This is a genomic window from Providencia sp. PROV033, assembly GCF_028484855.1.
Taxonomy (GTDB): domain Bacteria; phylum Pseudomonadota; class Gammaproteobacteria; order Enterobacterales; family Enterobacteriaceae; genus Providencia; species Providencia alcalifaciens.
The window spans coordinates 13,171-29,481 of the sequence record NZ_JAMPSW010000001.1 but is presented as its reverse complement, the minus strand read 5'-3'; the positions used below and the strand labels follow the sequence as shown (position 1 = coordinate 29,481).

Here is a 16,311-nt window from a genome sequence, read left to right as displayed (position 1 = left end):
GGCGTTTTCGCACTATTTCTCTGCGTTATCAACCAGAGACAAAAAGCGAATGATCTGCGGGAAATAGCGTTCAAATCCTACAAATGCATGATCCCCATCCGGTTCCACCGTTTGCTTACACTCTGAAAGATAGGCAACGGCTTGGCGATAATCAAGTACCTCATCCCCCATTTGCTGCAATAACCAAAGTAAGCTTGGTGACTGTATCTTTTCAAGATGCAAAGCCTTCAATTCGTCCATGTGCTTAGGTTCGAGCAAATATGTTTCGTGGGTATACGGATTGGTATTTTCCCCAAGATAATCATTAAGCAAATCAAACGGGCGCACTGCTGGGTTAACTAATACCGCAGAAATTTGGTAGCGCTCAGAAAAATAAATCGAAAAGTAACCACCTAATGAAGAGCCCACTAAACCGACTTTTTCATGCTGGTGTTCTGCAAGAATACCATCGAGTAAGTTGGCAGCTTCCTGTGGGTAATTAGGCAGTTGAGGGACTACCATATTGATCTGTGGATAATGCTCCGCCAACCACTGCTTAAGATTATTTGCTTTCTCAGACAGTGGCGAACTATTAAAACCATGAATATACAGTAAAGTAGCCATTAGTAACCATCAGAATCAAAATCGGGACTAAACGCCTGAGTATTTAGACGATGAACTTGGGTTTCAATCACTTTTTCCCCATTTTCATTAACCGTCAACTCAAGATAACGCCAGCCTGGAGCTACAGTATCTAAAGCAAAATTGGTGCAGTGCGGTTTAAATTGTACACAAGTTGATGGTGTCGCTAACAAACGGATACCATGCCAGTTTTCATCCATTTCCTGATGAATATGTCCGCACAACATCGCCTTCACATTAGGGTAGTTCTTGAGGTAGTCCGCCAAAATATGCGAATTTCGCAAACTGTGCTGATCTAGCCACGTGCACCCTGACGGTAATGGATGATGGTGTAGCATAATCAGTGTCGTGCGAGTTGGTTGCTCATCTAAGCACTGCTGCATCCACTCTAATTGCTGCTCAGAAAGCTCACCGTGCGCCACATCTTGTAATTGGCTATCTAACATTAAAATTTGCCAGTCATCACCAATAAAAACCTGCTTAGCACTTGAGATTCCCGCTATTTTCAAGGTTCCGACCATTGCAGGTGGGTAATCGTGATTGCCCGGAAGCCACACGCAAGGCGCAGGAATACGCTCAATCCCAGCCGCAAAATGTTGATAGGCTTTAGGGGATTGGTCTTGAACGAGGTCGCCTGTCGCGACAATTAAATCGACAGGTAAGTTTTGTTCTGCAATCGCATCAAGTACCGCCTGATAGCTTCGGTAAGTATTGATCCCTAAAAGGGTGTTTTCCGTATCAGCAAAAAGATGCGTATCAGTAACTTGTAAGATTCTAATAACGTTAGGGTTATTAGCAGTCACTTTAAGCTGGCTGTCCAAAGTATTCCTTTATCCTTAAAAATAGCGCTAAGTATTATCACCTAAATCGAGAAGTGCATAGGTCTCTGATTTTAACCTAACTATTCACTTAATATCTGCTAATCAGCACACACTTCATTAGATTAGTGGTTATTTAAATCGGTTTCACCCATTTTTCATGCAGTTTTTGGTGATGAAGTTGTAGCCATTGAATGGCAATCACTGTCGCCGCATTGTCAATTTTACCCTCTTCAACCCATTGATAAGCTTGCTCTCTGCTCACCACATGCACTCGGATATCTTCATTTTCTGACGCGAGACCATGAATCCCTTTTGCTTGAGAACTATCGACTTCACCAACGAAAACATGAATACGTTCGCTAGTTCCTCCTGGGCTCGATAAATAACTTACTGATTTTTCGATGCGTCCAATGGTCAGTCCCGCTTCTTCTGTTGATTCGCGGCGCACAACGTCTTCAGGGGATTCATTTTCTTCTATCATTCCCGCGACTATCTCTAGTAACCAAGGTGTTTCACTTGATTCAAATGCAGGAAAGCGTATTTGTTCAATTAATACGACATTATCCGTTTGAGGATCATAAGGAAGTATTGCGCCTGCATGCCCTCTTTCAAATACTTCACGAACAATCTCTTTGCTCCATCCGCCTTCAAATAATCGATGTTTGAATCGATACTCAATCATTTGAAAAAAACCGTTAAATAATTTACGCTTAGATATAATTTCAATATCATTTTTACTGTATTTAATCGGATTTTCGATTTTATTATTCATTGATATTCTCCTAATCCCTTCATTTTTATACTAAGAAAGATGACAGGATTAAATCAGTTTTTAAGGTTTTTTAACCTTAGATGAGGTAATGTTTAAACTAATTAGGACTAAATGGCACAAAAGGCTACCGTTATCGGTGCCTCACCTCTGTTACAATGTGCGCCATTATTCAAATTTATGAGCAACAATAGGGTCTGTTTTGAGAACGGTCTCTCTTTTCAGAGTTCCAACTGCCTATCATTGTTCAATAACATGATAAGTTTTAGATAACAGGCTCAACATAATTTGCTGTTTAATCAAGGAATCCAAATGAAGAAACTGCTTCCCCTTTTTATTGCGATGAGTTTTGTGGGTCTCAGTGCTAATAGTTATGCAGAAGATTTACTTCAGGTTTACCAAAAATCCAAAGAAAGTAACCCTGAGCTCAGAAAATCATTTGCTGAACGTAATCAAGCTTTTGAAAAAATCAATCAAGCACGTAGCCCACTGTTACCGCAACTTGGCTTAGGCGCTGGAGCAACTTATGGCAGCGGTTACCGTGATGCAAGCAACACTGAGAGTACTGGTCTTAATGCATCATTGAAATTGACCCAAGTTGTATTTGATATGTCAAAATGGCGTCAGTTGGATATTCAAGAGAAAACAGCTGGAATTTCTGATGTTACCTACCAAACAAGCCAACAACAGCTCATTTTAGATACAGCAACTGCATATTTTAACGTATTAAAAGCGATTGATGCGTTATCTTACATCCAAGCTAATAAAGAAGCTGTTTACCGTCAATTAGACCAAACAACTCAACGTTTTAATGTTGGTTTAGTGGCAATCACTGACGTGCAAAACGCCCGAGCAAACTATGATAGCGTTATTGCACAAGAAGTTGCGGGTCGCAACGACTTAGTCAACGCAGTCGAAAAACTTCGCCAAGTTAGCGGTGTTTACTATAGCCAATTAGCGTCTTTAAATATCGACCGTTTTAAAACAGCAAACCCAGACAATGTTGAAGCCATCTTAAAAGATGCAGAGCTGCGTAACTTAAGCCTTCTTAGTGCACGTTTAGCACAAGACGTTTCGCGTGAAAACATCCGTTTAGCAGAAACAGGTCATATGCCTACTGTAGGATTAGATGCATCGACTAGCGTTGCAAACACCTACAATCATGGCAGTGGTTATGATCGTACCGGTGGCGCAAGCAACAATTATAACGGCCAAAACAGCATCGGCTTAACATTAAGCCTCCCACTTTATTCTGGTGGTGCTGTAAGCTCACAAGTTGAACAAGCACAATATGGTTTCCAAAGTGCAAGTGAGCAGTTAGAAAGCGTTTACCGTAACGTAATCCAATTAGTACGCTCATCCTATAACAACGTAACGTCGTCAATCAGTAGCATCAACGCATATAAACAAGTTGTTGTGTCTGCACAGAGCTCATTAGATGCGATGGAAGCTGGCTACCAAGTGGGTACTCGTACTATCGTTGATGTGTTAACAGCAACAACTGCGCTATATCAAGCGAAGCAAAATCTGTCTAACGCTCGTTACGATTATATGATTAACCAACTGAATATCGAATTTGCACGCGGCACATTAAACGAAGATGATATCGCTCGTTTAAATGCTAGCCTAGGTAAAGAGATTCAAACCTCACCTGATAGCATTATTCGTAACTCAACAGCACCAAAAATTAAATAATCATTTGGTTCAGTCAGTTAGATAGCTCGCCCAGTGGCGGGCTATTTTTTTACCCTTATCACCCAAGAGCTTATTTGAAAATAACGCGAAATTGCAGTTCTCTAGATAATGAATAACTTATTGCATTATTTATTCAATCTATCCTTAAAATTCAGTCAATTCTGACTTATGTTAATTGCAACATTAATTAAAAAATCACCATAATTAATTTATTGATATCAAAGAAAAATAAGAATTGCTTGGCGTTAGATTTAACCAACATTCTATAAAAATGGAATCAATATCGCTAAATCCATCATTTCCCATTATTTGTGCAGCATTTGTACTTTAATTTTTATCTTATATCCCCTATTCTAGAGGCAATATCTCGAACCTCTTACTTATTATTTATTCAAGGTAATTACCATGACCATGAAGCGCACCAAAAATATTAATCAGAACGCCTTCCGTAAGTCTTGGCGCTCATACCGTTTAGCACCTGTTGCTGTAGCAGTGAGTGCTGTATTTATGCTGTCTGCATGTGAAGAGAGCGATGAAACAGTTTCTCTGTACACCAACGCACAAGACTGTAGCCAAGCCAATCCCTCTCAAGCAGAGCAATGTACTCTTGCGTATAACAACGCATTGAACGAAGCTGCAAAAACAGCACCAAAATATGCCACTCAAGAAGATTGCGTTGCGGAGTTCGGTGAAGCGATGTGTACTCAAGCACCAGCTCAAGCAGGTATTGCGGGTACAAGCACCCCAGCTGCAGGCGAACAAGCCGCTCAGCCACAAAGCAGTGGTAGCATGTGGATGCCATTAATGATGGGCTACATGATGGGTCGTATGATGGGCGGAGGCGCACCATCTCAGCCACTTTTCAGCTCTAAAAACCCAGCCAGCCCAGCAAACGGTAAATTTGTTGATGCGACAGGTAAAAGCTACGGTCCTGCTGTTGCGGGTGGTCGTTCAATGAGCGTACCAAAAACGGCTATGGCGCCAAAACCAGCCACAACCTCTACAATTACTCGTGGAGGTTTCGGTGATACCGTTAATAAACAAGCAACAGCACAGCGTTCATCTTCGTCTGCGAAATCAGGCTCAACCTCTTCCCGCTCTATGGGTGGTTGATAAGTAATGAAACGTGTTCCTATTGTCGAGCGTCCTAACTGGCGCGAAAAAGCGGATGAGTTTGGTTTTCACTTCCACACTATGTACGGCGAACCGTACTGGTCTGAAGATGCCTATTACCAATTCACGCTAGCCCAAGTTGAAGAAATTGAAGAGGCAACTGCTGAAATTCACCAAATGTGCCTTAAGGTTGTTGAGCGTGTCGTCGAAAGTGATGAATTACTCGCTCGTTTCCAAATTCCTAAGCATTGCTGGGAATTTGTACGCAGTTCATGGAAAAGCGAACAGCCATCATTATATTCCCGTCTTGACTTAGCTTACGATGGCGTCAATCCACCGAAGCTATTAGAGAACAACGCAGATACACCAACATCACTGTATGAATCTGCTTTTTTCCAATGGATTTGGCTCGAAGATCAAATTGAAGCGGGCAAACTGCCTGAAAATGCTGACCAATTTAATAGCATCCAAGAGCAGCTCATTGAACGTTTTACTGAGCTCAAAGATCAATACGGTTTCCGTTTATTGCATATGGCATGCTGCCAAGATACTGAGGAAGATCGTGGCACCGTACAATATTTGCAAGATTGCGCGAACGAAGCGGGTGTGGCTACCGAATTTCTATATATTGATGAAATCGGATTAGGCGAGAAAGGCGAATTCACCGATACACAAGATCAGGTCATTAGTAACCTGTTCAAACTGTATCCATGGGAATTTATGCTCAGAGAAATTTTCTCCACCAAACTGCAAGATGCCGGTGTTCGTTGGTTAGAGCCGGCTTGGAAAAGTATTGTTTCCAACAAAGCCCTGCTGCCAATGTTATGGGAAATGTTCCCTAATCATCCAAATTTGCTGCCTGCCTATTTTGCCGATGGTAACAAACCGGAACTTGAGAGCTATGTAATTAAACCATTATTCTCTCGCGAAGGTGCCAATATCCGTGTCATCGAAAATGGCAAAGAAATTGCGTCAGCAGATGGCCCTTACGGTGAAGAAGGAATGATTATCCAGCAGTTCCATCCACTGCCAAAATTTGAAGGCAGCTATACATTAGTGGGAAGCTGGTTAGTTAACGACCAGCCTGCGGGGATCTGTATCCGCGAAGATAAGGAATTGATTACTCAAGACTTATCCCGTTTCTATCCGCACATCATCCTCGACTAATTCACTATTAGCTTGGTAAAACAGCATCAAATAAACAAAAAGCGGCGACGAAATATTTCGTGCCGCTTTCTTCTTTCGCCATTCGACTCATTAACCGATTTGTACTGATAACATACTCAATGATGCCGAAACAATTCCTTCAACAGGCGTGCTAATCACTTCTTCACCATCCCATGTACCTAAGATAGGTAATATAGGTAAAAAATGTTCTGGTGATGGATTTGATAACTGACCATCTTCACGCTCTAACCCTGTTGTCAGCGGGTGCGGCTGCTCATGACTTCGCAGATTTGCATAAACAAATTGCTCAAACGAAATTGCCCAAGGGTAAGGTTCTGCATGTGAATTCTGCCAATCCATTGCACGTAAATTATGGACAACGTTACCACTCCCCATAATCAAAACCCCCTGCTCTCGCAAGACTGCTAATTTTTTACCTAGCTCATAGTGCCACGATGCAGGCTTAGTGCCATCAATACTCAGTTGCACGACGGGAATATCGGCTTGCGGATACATGCGCACTAAAATTTCCCATGTGCCGTGATCAAGTCCCCACTCCTCTTTATCTTGATAAATTGGCTCTGGAGACAGTAATTCAGCCACCTGTTTAGCCAGCTCAGGAGAGCCTGGTGCCGGGTACTCTATTTGGTATAAAGCTTCAGGGAAACCACCAAAATCATGGATCGTTTTCGGTTTAACCATCGCCGTGATCGCCGTTCCACGGGTATACCAGTGTGCTGAGATCACCAAAATCGCACGCGTTCTAGGCAAAGTTGTACCCAGTTTTTCCCATGCTTCAGTGTACGAATTATGGTTAATCGCGTTCATCGGGCTACCATGACCGATAAATACCGCGGGCATTCGATGGGTTAAGTGTTGGTTATTTGTCGACATGATGACCTCAATTCCACAAAAAGGATAATGAGTATCAGCATACCCTTTTTTATAAAAAACACAGTGGGGGAATTATGAGAATGATCATCAAAAAATTTGAAGAGGCCACAAAGGTGTGCAACTTTGTGGCCAATGACTCTATAGGCAAAGCGTTTTAAAAACTTAGCGAATTAACTCGCTTTTTTTTCCAACTGAAGACGATAGCTAGCTAAGTCCTCAATGGTGACAACGGTCATGTTGTGTTCACGAGCAAACTTCACCACATCTGGCGCACGCGCCATTGTGCCATCATCATTGGTCAGCTCACACAGTACTCCAGCAGGTTTGAAACCGGCTAATGTGGCTAAATCAATCGAGGCTTCTGTATGACCACGACGTGTTAATACACCACCTTCACGACCACGTAATGGGAATACGTGACCAGGGCGGTTAATATCCGCAGGCACTGCATTATCCGCAATCGCCGCTTTGATAGTCGTGATACGGTCTGCCGCAGAAACGCCGGTTGTGACACCTTTCGCAGCTTCAATTGTGACCGTAAAACCCGTTTGGTTTTGGCTGGTGTTTTTTTCCACCATCATCGGGATATCAAGCTGCTTACGGCGTTCTTCCGTAATGCATAGGCACACAATGCCGCTGCTATAGCGAATTGTCATTGCCATTTGCTCGGCGGTCATGGTTTCTGCTGCAAACACTAAGTCACCTTCATTCTCACGATCTTCATCGTCGAGAACTAAAATGCCTTTGCCTTGGCGCAGAGCTTCGATTGCATTTTCAACACGCTCGGTTGGATTACCGAATTCGGAAAGTAGCGTCTGATTCATGGTAAAAACCTTCTTTAATTAACAATATTTGAGTTACCAGAACCAGGGCAGTCTTAGGAGTACGAGAAATGAATAAACACCACGACCTACTAGCCGTTTAGCTATTCAATATGTAGAACAGTGTTGTACCTAAAAGATACAAACATGCAGATACAGTGATTCTCTCCCATCCGGACTATAACCGTCGGCTCCAGATTCACACTGGATCTGCTGACCTTTCCTATCCATGACAATAATGCCAAAGATAACAAAGCGCTCGCGGGCTTCATGCGCGATGCATGTTACCGCCGGTGGGGACTTTCACCCCGCCCTGAGATTACGCAATTAATATAACTCCAATAATTCAATGGTGCAACGAGCAAACGATAAAGTGGAAACTTACTCACACTTTTCGCCAATAAAAACAAGATGAAAGGCTAGGTTTCTATAATAATGTTAGAAGGTGGTTTATTCGTAACGCCGCAGGTATTACACTACCCCACATTATTTATTTTGAAACTGACGTTATTTTGAAACTGAAGGACCCGCGAATGCTCGATCCGAAAAAAATTGAACAAGTTGCCCGCCAAATTCAAGGTGCATTACCGAAAGGCGTGCGTGACTTAGGTGAAGACTTTGATAAAAAGCTCCGTTCACTGTTGCAATCTCAGCTTGGTAAATTAGATTTAGTCAGTCGAGAAGAGTTTGATATCCAAACACAAGTTTTATTGCGCACTCGTGAGAAACTGATGAAAATGGAGCAGCGTGTCAGCGCCCTTGAAGCTCGTTTCTCAGATGAAAAAGTGATTGAAGAAAAACAAGAAGATTGATTCAGTCACAAACAAAAAAGCCTAACTTCTGTACACATTTAAATGCAGACAAAAAGTTAGGCTTCTACTGATACCAACTAATGTTTAATTATTTGGTTTTCATAATATTTTTAATGATATTGGTGGTTGAGATACCATCTTCGAAATTTAGCACCATCACTTGTCCACCCGCAGCCCAAACTTCCTGGCTTCCGGCAATTTCATCTGGTTGATAATCCCCGCCTTTTACTAAGATGTCAGGCAGAATTTCTGAGATCAAACGCTGCGGTGTATCTTCCTCGAATGGCACAACCCAATCCACGGCACCTAATGCACCCAACACAATCATACGTTGGTCTAATGGATTAACTGGACGAGTCTCCCCTTTTAAGCGGCGAGTCGATGCATCGCTATTTACCGCAACAATTAGTCGGTCACCGAGTTTACGGGCATTCGCCAGATATGAAACATGACCCGCATGGAGAATATCGAAACAGCCATTGGTCATCACCACGCGCTCACCACGCGCACGCGCATCGGCAACGGCTTGCTTAAGTTGGCTTTCGGTCATAACACCGAAACCATTTTCCGCGCGACCACGGATCGCATTTTCCAATTCAATCGGGGATACTGTTGACGTCCCTAATTTACCAACGACCACGCCAGCCGCCGCATTCGCTAGCGCACAGGCTTCATGCAATGGACGACCTGATGCAATCGATGCCGCCAACACGCCAATCACCGTATCCCCCGCACCAGTAACATCAAACACTTCTTGCGCTTCGGTCGGTAAATGTAATGGAGCCTCATTACGACGAATCAAGCTCATTCCTTGCTCTGAACGCGTGATTAATAATGCAGATAGCTCCAGAGATTCAAGAAGTTGCATCCCTTTTTCTTCCACATCTTTATTATCTTTGCAACGCCCAACAATCGCTTCAAATTCAGACATATTTGGCGTTAGCAGCGTCGCACCACGATAACGCTCAAAATTATGACCTTTCGGGTCGATAAGAACAGGAACGCCAGCCTTATTCGCCAATGCAATCATCTTCTCAACTTCTGCCAATGCCCCTTTCGCATAGTCAGATAACACTAACGCACCAATGTGAGGCAACGCTTGTTCGATGCGTTCCAGCATTGGCTGAGCATCCACATTTTCGAAACCTTCTTCAAAATCGAGGCGGATAAGCTGTTGGTTGCGGGATAAAACGCGTAATTTAGTAATGGTTGGATGAGTTGGGATCGCCACGAAATCACAGCGTACATTCACGCCATTGAGATTCTCGGTGAGCGCTTTTGCTGCATCATCAATCCCTGTTAATCCAACCAAACGGGAGTTAGCACCAAGGGAAGCAATGTTCATTGCCACGTTAGCTGCACCACCAGGACGCTCTTCAACCATGGTCACTTTAACAACCGGAACCGGTGCTTCAGGTGAGATTCGATTAGTCGGTCCATGCCAGTAGCGATCTAACATTACATCACCAACAACAAGTACACCTGCTTGCTTATAATCAGGAAGGGTTACTTTCATCCCGCACTCCAGTTATGAAAAGAAAATCTACAATTAATTGCCGCCAATACTACCATATTGCACGATATCGCCTAAATAATTTGCTACCTAATCAATTACTCCAGCCATTTTCGCCAACTGGCTAACACCAGCGCTCGCTGAGTCGCAAATTGCTGGCTCTCTACGCGGCTTGGTAAAGATTGCAATGCAAGATGGTGCAATTCATTACGCATCGTCACATACGCTTGTGTTAAGCCATAAGCCTCTTCTTCTGGCATAAAATCGTACTGCGCCATTAATTCAAAGATGCGTACATTGTCTGACCAACGGGTTAAAGCCGGATTCTCTGTTGCAAAACGCAATACTAAATATTGAGCAATAAATTCAATATCCGTGATCCCACCAGGATCGGCTTTTAAATCAAACTCATTTTCCTGATGACTGCCCAAATGCTGATGCATCTTCACTCGCATATCTCGCACTTGTTCACGCAGCACATCGGGCTCTCGTGGCAAACATAAGGTTTCATGGCGGATTTGCGTAAATTTCTGTTGCAATGAACTATCACCGAAAACCATACGGGCGCGGATCAGCGCTTGATGTTCCCACGTCCACGCATCATTTTTTTGGTAATCATCAAAAGATTGAATGGTACTGACTAACATCCCTGACTCACCGGAAGGTCGAAGACGTGCGTCCACTTCATAGAGCACCCCTGAGGCTGTTCGGGTACTGAAAAGATGAATAATGCGTTGTGCGACACGCAAATAAAATTGTCGTGCGTCAATGGAGCGATCCCCTGTAGTGACCACATTCATTGGGCAATCAAACAGAAAAACCAAGTCTAAATCAGAACTGTAGCCCAGCTCCCATCCACCTAATTTACCGTAGCCTAAAACGGCGAATCCGTACTGTTTTTCATCAAGCTGAGCCAGATGAGCCGGTTCTCCGTAACGCTTCGCCATTTTTTGCCAAGCTTGATGTACCACAGCATCAATAATCGCCTCAGCCAGATACGTTAAGTGATCACTCACTTTCATGACAGGGAGCACCCCTGAAATATCTTCCGCAGCAATACGCAATAATTGCGCCTGTTTAAATTGGCGGAGGGCTTCTAATTGTTGCTCTTCATCATCATCCGGCACCCGCATAAGATATTGACGTAATTCATCTCGATAAGCGGTCAGTGGTAATGGCTGATACAGCGATTGCGGATCAAGCAATTCATCTAATAATAGTGGATGACGAGCGAGCTGTTCTGCAATCATCGGGGATGCTGCACATAGTCGAATAACGTGGGTTAACACCTCATCAAATTCGAGCATCAGTTCTAAGTATGTTGTCCGGCTAACAATACTTAACAATAATGGTGTAATGCGCTCGATAACTCGCCCTGCATCTTCACGCTCCCCAACTTTTGCCAGTAATTTAGGCATTAATTCATCAAGAACATCTCGACCTCGGGGACCGATGGTACGCTTATTGAGGTCGTGTCTGAACAGGTTAATGCCGTGGATCATTTTCTCAGCGACAAATTCATCTTTTGACGGTAGATAACTAGCAAGTTCTTCTTTAGAAAGCTCACTTTGCCACAACGTGATGTAGGCTTCATCGCACTCTTCTGCACGGTCTTCTTCATCATCGCTGCCAATTTGCTCCGCAAATATCTGATGCACTGAGGTCATCATAGCACTGAGCTGATGGTAAAATTCAGACCAACTAGTGAATCCCATTCCCCATGTTAAACGCGCCTGATTTAAGGCGTCATCGGGTAATGTCTGGGTTTGTTGGTCATCAATGCTTTGCAATAAATTCTCCAATCGGCGCAGAAAAATATAGCTGTTTTGGAGCTGAATTACTTGTTGAGATGGCAAAAGTTCAAGTTCTTCAATCCCCTGTAATGCGGCGAACAAAGACTGAGACTGTAACACGGGTTCTCTCCCACCACGAATCAACTGGAAAACTTGGGAAATAAACTCAATCTCACGAATACCACCAGCACCTAACTTGATGTTATTGATCAATCCACGACGGCGAACTTCCCGCTCAATCATGTTTTTCATGTTGCGCAGGGATTGAATCACACTGAAATCAATATAGCGGCGATAGACAAACGGACGTAATAATTTACGTAGCGTATCGGCATAATGAACGCTGTCAGGTCCCATAATACGCGCTTTGACCATCGCATAGCGTTCCCAGTCACGACCTTGTTCTTGATAATAATCTTCTAGGGCTGAGAAACTAAAAACCAATGGACCGCTGTCACCAAAAGGGCGTAAGCGCATGTCAACACGATAGACAAAACCATGAATGGTCACTTGGTCGAGAACTCGAATCAGTTTTTGTCCAAGACGCGTAAAAAATTGCGCATTATCCAGCTCTTTGCGCCCACCTTGGGTCACACCGTTTTCTGGATAAGCAAAAATCAGGTCGATATCAGACGAAAAGTTTAATTCTCTGCCACCCAGTTTTCCCATTCCCAGCACTAATAATGGCTGGGGATTTCCAGCTCGGTCACAAGGTGTTCCCCACAATTGGCAATAGGTTTTATATAACCAATCCCGTGCTGAGACGATCAAAACTTCAGCCAGTTCACTAAGTTGCACAATCGTCTCGCGTTGGGAACAGATTTCCAACGTTTGCATCCAAGCTATGCGCACTAACATATGATGACGAAAAGTACGCAGAACCTGCATCAAATGATCTTCATCAGTTACGCCTGCCAGCGTTTCTTCCAGCCAGTCTCCATAATATTTCCATTCATCGCCCATCGGAGGTTGAGTGCGAATCTGTTGTAAAAATCGAGAATGGGTAAGAACCTGTTTCAACGCAAAATCACTGAACGCTAAAAAATTCAGCTCATCTTCACTTAATGGGAGCAATGCTGAAGAGAGCTCAGAAAATTGACGAATAATACGTTGATGTTGGTCTTGCAAAAGTTCGGAAGAAAGCGGCATAGATTCAGTACCTATTCGACATCGGTATATGTTAAGGCGGTTAACCACTGAATAAAGGCTAATTTACATTTTAGCCATTGGCTACTGTAACAAAAATCTTCTGCACTGATCGTCTCGTCAGTCACATCCAAACGTAATTGTTCTAGAGGAAGGTCATGCACAAAATGCGGTGCCGAGTTTTGATAATGCACTAAAAATGCCTGAACAAAGCGCAAGAATTCACTTAATCCATGACGAGCATGTTCACCACCAGATAACCAATATTGCTCATGCTGCTGGCACAGTTGCTGCATGTGCAGCAATGATTTTTCAATAGGTTGCTCTTCATAATCAAACACGGATTCAGGGCGAACTAACGGTGCTGGTTCACTCATCAATAAGAAGTACCCACGGGCAGCTTTGCTCAGTGACGAAAGACTGAGACCATCGATATCAGCGAATTTTTTCGTCAAATTAAGCACATCCGCCACAAAACCTTGTTTTAGTTCCAATTCAAACTCTTGAATCGGGATATCTTTAGCTCCTGCTGAAACTTCCCCTTGATCGAATACAATTTCAATCTCGCTATCTTCAAACTTCACTAACCACTTTTCACGAGTAAAGTTTGTGCTAAACAAAACTTCTAGCTCTGATTCAAGTTGCGCCAAATCGATGCCTTCGGGCCAAATCTCAGCGGGAAATGCAGAGAGGTTGATTTCAGGAGAATCGATTTCCACATTGTATTCTGGGCGCTGGTGTAACCCACTGATCACTTGACCTGCCGTTTTAATCGTCATTTCATAATGACCATCACAACCACGGATCCGTAGCCCCATATCCCATTGACGAAGCTGTCTTGTCTGCGTGTCAAAATAGATATTGGTCAGTTTGCGAGGGGCAAAATGCTGAGGTGAAAGTGTTGAAATACACTGGCGAACAGCATCAATAGCAGAACTCTGAGCCGCTAACTTGAGTTCAACTTCTATGTGGTTCATACATTTCCTTATTTAATAATTTCACTGCATCCATATTACCCCAATCCCTGATAGCAGAGAAAAGAAACCGCACAGAAACCAAAAATTCCATGCAATCCCTCCCTTTTAGAGAGTTATTTCGATAACGCACTGAAAAATTGAATTATCCAGTGACTTAGGAAGGTTCTCATTCTTATTCAACATTTACACAACTCTAAGCTTTAACGTTTGCACCAATAGGCTTTACTTATTAATATTTAATTAATAAGACACTCATTCACCCTAAAAAGATCACAACACTATGCGAAAAATTCCACTTTTATTTGTCTCAATCATGGGGTTAGGCCTTTCAATCACAGCAAACGCTGAAACACGCTACGTTTCTGAAGATTTATCGACTTATGTCCGTAGTGGCCCAGGCACCAACTACCGTATTGTTGGCTCGCTGAATGCAGGTGAATCTGTTGAACTGATTTCAGTTGATAATAAATTTGCCCAAATTAAAGATGGCAAAGGCAGAACGGTTTGGATACCTACAGATCAACTCAGTGACATCCCGAGTATGAAAAGCCGTATTCCTCAGCTAGAAGCTGAGAACCAAAAGTTACGCCAACAATTAGATAATATTGATAATACTTGGAATACCCGCACCGCAGACATGCAGCAAAAAGTGGCGGATAATGATAGCGAAGTTCGTCAGTTAAAAGCTGAAAATGAAAAACTGAAAAATGAGCTTATCAAGGCAGGTAAGAAATTAGATATTGCTGAAGTGAATCTGGATGACCGTCGCCGCGAATTGATTTTACAGTGGTTTATGTATGGTGGTGGCGTTGCTGGTGCGGGCTTAATTCTAGGTTTGCTGCTGCCGCACATTATTCCTCGTCGTAAAAAACGTAATGATGGCTGGATGTAAGAGAATTTAAATGAAAGTCTATCTCGTCGGTGGTGCGGTACGCGACAAACTACTGGGATTACCTATCTCAGATAGAGATTATGTGGTGGTAGGTACTACGCCAGAGGCGATGCTAGCCAAAGGTTTTCAACAGGTTGGTAAAGACTTTCCTGTCTTTTTACATCCCAAAACCCATGAAGAATATGCCCTTGCCAGAACTGAACGAAAAATCGGTTCTGGCTATACTGGATTTAGCTGTTATAGCGCGCCCGATGTCACCATCGAAGATGACCTTCTACGCCGTGATTTGACCATTAATGCCATTGCTCAGAGCGACACTGGAGAACTAATCGACCCTCATCATGGCGTACGCGACCTCAAAAACCGTGTTCTTCGCCATGTTTCTGATGCGTTTTTAGAAGACCCTCTGCGCGTTTTACGCGTAGCACGCTTTGCCGCTCGCTATTATGCACAAGGCTTTCGAATTGCTCCTGAAACGATGTTTCTGATGCAATCCATGTCTGAATCCGGTGAGCTCTCTCATCTTACGCCTGAGCGAGTTTGGACGGAAACACACAAAGCGCTCATGTCCAATTCGCCACAAATCTATTTCGAGGTTTTACGCGAGTGTGGGGCTCTTGCCATCCTATTCCCTGAAATTGATAACTTATTTGGCGTTCCAGCCCCTGAAAAGTGGCACCCTGAAGTGGATACTGGCATCCATATTTTGATGGTGATGCGCGTTGTGGCAACGTTATCGAAAGATATTGACGTTCGTTTTGCTGCACTATGCCACGATCTGGGTAAAGGCCTCACGCCTAAAGCCGTTTGGCCAAGCCATCCACAACATGGTGAAGCAGGGATCCCTTTGATCATCGATTTATGCGAACGCTACAAAATTCCGAGTAGCACCAAAGATCTCGCCTGCTTAGCTGCAAAATATCACGATATGATCCATGTAATTAATAAGCTTAATGCGTGCGATCTCGTTGGTATGTTCGATGGATTAGATAGCTGGCGTAAGCCTGAACGTATTTTACAGCTCGGCTTGGTGAGCGAAGCCGACGCCAGAGGTCGAGGTGGATTAGAAACACAAGCCTATCCCCAAGGGATATATTTACGCCAATCCTATGAGGTTGCCAAAGCGGTTGCTGTCAAATCAATTATTGAGCAAGGTTTTCAAGGCGCGCAAATTCGAGAGGAGCTCACAAAACAGCGGATTCACGCCGTTGAAGAGTGGATAAAAAACCAACAGGTTATGGTTCAAAGATAAAATGAAAAATATTGGCGGTACTGAC

14 protein-coding genes and 1 riboswitch are annotated in these 16,311 nt (G+C 43.4%); of the genes, 6 read left to right on the top strand and 8 right to left on the bottom strand.

Annotated features, from left to right (window positions below; all coding sequences use genetic code 11):
• Window positions 1-12: 12 nt before the first annotated feature.
• The 3 genes from yqiA to nudF form a co-directional block, all read right to left on the bottom strand.
• A complete protein-coding gene (yqiA, locus tag PSF16_RS00135) occupies window positions 13-603 on the bottom strand; it encodes an esterase YqiA (RefSeq protein WP_272688590.1) in 591 nt (196 codons plus the stop codon).
• Window positions 603-1,442, bottom strand: coding sequence for a 3',5'-cyclic-AMP phosphodiesterase (cpdA, locus tag PSF16_RS00130; protein ID WP_006659198.1), 840 nt, complete (start codon window positions 1,440-1,442; stop codon window positions 603-605). Before cpdA ends, yqiA begins: the two co-directional genes overlap by 1 nt.
• 133 nt (window positions 1,443-1,575) lie before the next feature.
• Window positions 1,576-2,214 (bottom strand): ADP-ribose diphosphatase, encoded by a 639-nt coding sequence (nudF, locus tag PSF16_RS00125; protein WP_006662955.1) that lies wholly within the window; start codon window positions 2,212-2,214, stop codon window positions 1,576-1,578.
• A gap of 309 nt (window positions 2,215-2,523) precedes the next feature.
• Between nudF and tolC the strand changes: the two genes are divergently transcribed.
• The 3 genes from tolC to PSF16_RS00110 all read left to right on the top strand — a co-directional run bounded on the left by tolC (window position 2,524) and on the right by PSF16_RS00110 (window position 6,186).
• On the top strand, window positions 2,524-3,906 hold the full coding sequence (gene tolC, locus PSF16_RS00120; RefSeq protein WP_006659196.1) for an outer membrane channel protein TolC: 1,383 nt from the start codon (window positions 2,524-2,526) through the stop codon (window positions 3,904-3,906).
• Window positions 3,907-4,311: 405 nt separating this feature from the next.
• Entirely contained in the window at window positions 4,312-5,019 is a 708-nt protein-coding gene (locus PSF16_RS00115; RefSeq protein WP_036962839.1) for a DUF1190 family protein, read from the top strand.
• Between the two features lie 6 nt (window positions 5,020-5,025).
• The gene (locus tag PSF16_RS00110) at window positions 5,026-6,186 is read left to right on the top strand and encodes a glutathionylspermidine synthase family protein (RefSeq protein WP_036962837.1); all 1,161 of its coding nucleotides are present in this window, start codon (window positions 5,026-5,028) and stop codon (window positions 6,184-6,186) included.
• A gap of 90 nt (window positions 6,187-6,276) precedes the next feature.
• Here PSF16_RS00110 and ygiD read toward each other — a convergent pair whose 3' ends face one another.
• Window positions 6,277-7,080, bottom strand: a complete 804-nt coding sequence (ygiD, locus tag PSF16_RS00105) for a 4,5-DOPA dioxygenase extradiol (protein WP_272688589.1) — start codon at window positions 7,078-7,080, stop codon at window positions 6,277-6,279.
• A 170-nt stretch (window positions 7,081-7,250) separates the two neighbouring features.
• Window positions 7,251-7,904: a 3,4-dihydroxy-2-butanone-4-phosphate synthase gene (ribB, locus tag PSF16_RS00100; protein ID WP_006659192.1), complete on the bottom strand. Its 654-nt coding sequence runs from the start codon at window positions 7,902-7,904 to the stop codon at window positions 7,251-7,253.
• Between the two features lie 154 nt (window positions 7,905-8,058).
• A riboswitch (FMN riboswitch) is annotated at window positions 8,059-8,226 on the bottom strand.
• Between the two features lie 208 nt (window positions 8,227-8,434).
• On the opposite strand from ribB, the gene ubiK reads away from it, so the two are divergent.
• On the top strand, window positions 8,435-8,713 hold the full coding sequence (gene ubiK / locus PSF16_RS00095) for a ubiquinone biosynthesis accessory factor UbiK (protein WP_006662951.1): 279 nt from the start codon (window positions 8,435-8,437) through the stop codon (window positions 8,711-8,713).
• Window positions 8,714-8,801: 88 nt separating this feature from the next.
• Here the strand turns inward: ubiK and hldE are convergent, their stop codons facing one another.
• The 3 genes from hldE to PSF16_RS00080 all read right to left on the bottom strand — a co-directional run bounded on the left by hldE (window position 8,802) and on the right by PSF16_RS00080 (window position 14,142).
• Window positions 8,802-10,229 (bottom strand): bifunctional D-glycero-beta-D-manno-heptose-7-phosphate kinase/D-glycero-beta-D-manno-heptose 1-phosphate adenylyltransferase HldE, encoded by a 1,428-nt coding sequence (gene hldE, locus PSF16_RS00090; protein ID WP_181480209.1) that lies wholly within the window; start codon window positions 10,227-10,229, stop codon window positions 8,802-8,804.
• 95 nt (window positions 10,230-10,324) lie between these two features.
• Complete coding sequence (glnE, locus tag PSF16_RS00085) at window positions 10,325-13,168, bottom strand: bifunctional [glutamate--ammonia ligase]-adenylyl-L-tyrosine phosphorylase/[glutamate--ammonia-ligase] adenylyltransferase (protein ID WP_272688588.1); 2,844 nt, start codon at window positions 13,166-13,168, stop codon at window positions 10,325-10,327.
• An 11-nt stretch (window positions 13,169-13,179) separates the two neighbouring features.
• Window positions 13,180-14,142 carry a CYTH domain-containing protein gene (locus PSF16_RS00080; RefSeq protein WP_272688587.1) on the bottom strand — a complete coding sequence of 321 codons (963 nt, stop codon included), beginning with the start codon at window positions 14,140-14,142 and terminating at the stop codon, window positions 13,180-13,182.
• A gap of 280 nt (window positions 14,143-14,422) precedes the next feature.
• Between PSF16_RS00080 and PSF16_RS00075 the strand changes: the two genes are divergently transcribed.
• Window positions 14,423-15,034, top strand: coding sequence for a TIGR04211 family SH3 domain-containing protein (locus tag PSF16_RS00075; RefSeq protein WP_006662948.1), 612 nt, complete (start codon window positions 14,423-14,425; stop codon window positions 15,032-15,034).
• Window positions 15,035-15,044: 10 nt separating this feature from the next.
• The gene (locus PSF16_RS00070) at window positions 15,045-16,286 is read left to right on the top strand and encodes a multifunctional CCA addition/repair protein (protein ID WP_006659186.1); all 1,242 of its coding nucleotides are present in this window, start codon (window positions 15,045-15,047) and stop codon (window positions 16,284-16,286) included.
• Window positions 16,287-16,311: the final 25 nt, after the last annotated feature.

What these genes read in the sequence shown, in the direction of transcription:
- yqiA (WP_272688590.1), bottom strand. Translation starts at nt 603, where the DNA reads ATGGCTACTTTACTGTATATTCATGGTTTTAATAGTTCGCCACTGTCT.
- nudF (WP_006662955.1), bottom strand. Translation starts at nt 2,214, where the DNA reads ATGAATAATAAAATCGAAAATCCGATTAAATACAGTAAAAATGATATT.
- tolC (WP_006659196.1), top strand. Translation starts at nt 2,524, where the DNA reads ATGAAGAAACTGCTTCCCCTTTTTATTGCGATGAGTTTTGTGGGTCTC.
- PSF16_RS00115 (WP_036962839.1), top strand. Translation starts at nt 4,312, where the DNA reads ATGACCATGAAGCGCACCAAAAATATTAATCAGAACGCCTTCCGTAAG.
- PSF16_RS00110 (WP_036962837.1), top strand. Translation starts at nt 5,026, where the DNA reads ATGAAACGTGTTCCTATTGTCGAGCGTCCTAACTGGCGCGAAAAAGCG.
- ygiD (WP_272688589.1), bottom strand. Translation starts at nt 7,080, where the DNA reads ATGTCGACAAATAACCAACACTTAACCCATCGAATGCCCGCGGTATTT.
- ribB (WP_006659192.1), bottom strand. Translation starts at nt 7,904, where the DNA reads ATGAATCAGACGCTACTTTCCGAATTCGGTAATCCAACCGAGCGTGTT.
- ubiK (WP_006662951.1), top strand. Translation starts at nt 8,435, where the DNA reads ATGCTCGATCCGAAAAAAATTGAACAAGTTGCCCGCCAAATTCAAGGT.
- hldE (WP_181480209.1), bottom strand. Translation starts at nt 10,229, where the DNA reads ATGAAAGTAACCCTTCCTGATTATAAGCAAGCAGGTGTACTTGTTGTT.
- glnE (WP_272688588.1), bottom strand. Translation starts at nt 13,168, where the DNA reads ATGCCGCTTTCTTCCGAACTTTTGCAAGACCAACATCAACGTATTATT.
- PSF16_RS00080 (WP_272688587.1), bottom strand. Translation starts at nt 14,142, where the DNA reads ATGAACCACATAGAAGTTGAACTCAAGTTAGCGGCTCAGAGTTCTGCT.
- PSF16_RS00075 (WP_006662948.1), top strand. Translation starts at nt 14,423, where the DNA reads ATGCGAAAAATTCCACTTTTATTTGTCTCAATCATGGGGTTAGGCCTT.
- PSF16_RS00070 (WP_006659186.1), top strand. Translation starts at nt 15,045, where the DNA reads ATGAAAGTCTATCTCGTCGGTGGTGCGGTACGCGACAAACTACTGGGA.